Below are 1,357 nucleotides of genomic sequence, written 5' to 3'. Positions count from 1 at the left end.
TGCCGGTCACAGGGGTTGTGCTCCGTCACAGAGAAGGGGCGCGGGCGGGATTAGCCGCGCCGCGCCGGGAAAGATAGATGACGTGAACCCGAAGCGGATCCTTGTGGTGGGTGCCGGGCACGTCGGTCTCTACGCGGCACTGCGCCTGTCGAAGAAGCTCAGCTCCCGTGAGGCTGAGGTCGTCGTGGTGGACCCTCAGCCCCACATGACCTACCAGCCGTTCCTGCCCGAGGCGGCGGCCGGCAACATCTCGCCCCGGCACTCCGTGGTGCCGCTGCGGCGGGAGTTGCGCCGGTGCAAGGTGGTGGCGGGCGCGGTGACGCGGATCGACCACGACCGCAAGACCGCCGTGGTGCAGCCCATCAGCGGCCCCACCCGGGAGATCCCGTACGACCACGTCGTCGTCGCCCCCGGCTCGGTGTCCCGGACGCTGCCGATCCCCGGCCTGCACGAGCACGGCATCGGCTTCAAGACCATCGGCGAGGCCATCTACCTGCGCAACCACGTGCTGGACCGGCTCGACGTGGCCGCCGCCACCCCCGACCCGGCCGTGCGTCGCTCCGCGCTGACCTTCACCTTCGTCGGCGGCGGGTACGCCGGCATCGAGGCGCTCGCCGAGATGGAGGACATGGCCCGGGACGCGCTGAAGTACTACCCGGAGCTGAAGCCGGAGGACATGCGCTGGGTGCTGGTCGAGGCGACCCAGCGGGTGCTGCCCGAGGTGGATCGGGACATGGGCGCCTACACGGTGCAGCAGCTGCTCAAGCGGAACATGGACATCAGGCTGGACACCCGCCTCGAGTCCTGCCTCGACGGGGTCGTGAAGCTCTCCGACGGCGACAGCTTCCGCTCCGACACCATCGTCTGGACGGCCGGCGTGAAGCCGTCGCCGATGCTGGACGCGACGGACTTCCCGCGCGACGAGCGGCGTCGGGTCACGTGCCTGCCGACCCTCCAGGTGGTCGACGGCGACCGGGTGGTCGAGGGCGCGTGGAGCGCCGGTGACTGCGCGGCCGTGCCGGACCTGACCAAGGAGCCCGGCAACTACTGCTCGCCGAGCGCCCAGCACGCCGTCCGTCAGGCCGCCCGGATGGCCGACAACATCGTCAACGTCGTACGCGGCCGGGAGCCGGTGGAGTACAAGCACAAGCACGCCGGCAGCGTCGCGAGCCTCGGCCTGCACAAGGGCGTGGCCCAGGTGTACGGGATCAAGATGACCGGCTGGCCGGCGTGGTTCATGCACCGGACGTACCACATGAGCCGGATCCCGTCGTTGAACCGCAAGGTCCGCGTCGTGGTGGACTGGACCCTGGCGTTCTTCCTCAAGCGGGAGGTGGTCGCCCTGGGGCAGCTGCAC

1 protein-coding gene is annotated in these 1,357 nt (G+C 70.2%); it reads left to right on the top strand.

All coding sequences use genetic code 11. From position 1 onward, the window contains the following. Window positions 1-82: 82 nt before the first annotated feature. Window positions 83-1,357 (top strand): NAD(P)/FAD-dependent oxidoreductase (locus AB0B91_RS66070; RefSeq protein ID WP_358343249.1); only part of this gene is annotated, 1,275 nt, incomplete at its 3' end.

This window comes from Nonomuraea sp. NPDC049141, from assembly GCF_040648415.1.
Classification (GTDB): domain Bacteria; phylum Actinomycetota; class Actinomycetes; order Streptosporangiales; family Streptosporangiaceae; genus Nonomuraea.
This window is presented reverse-complemented; position numbering and strand designations above follow the sequence as displayed.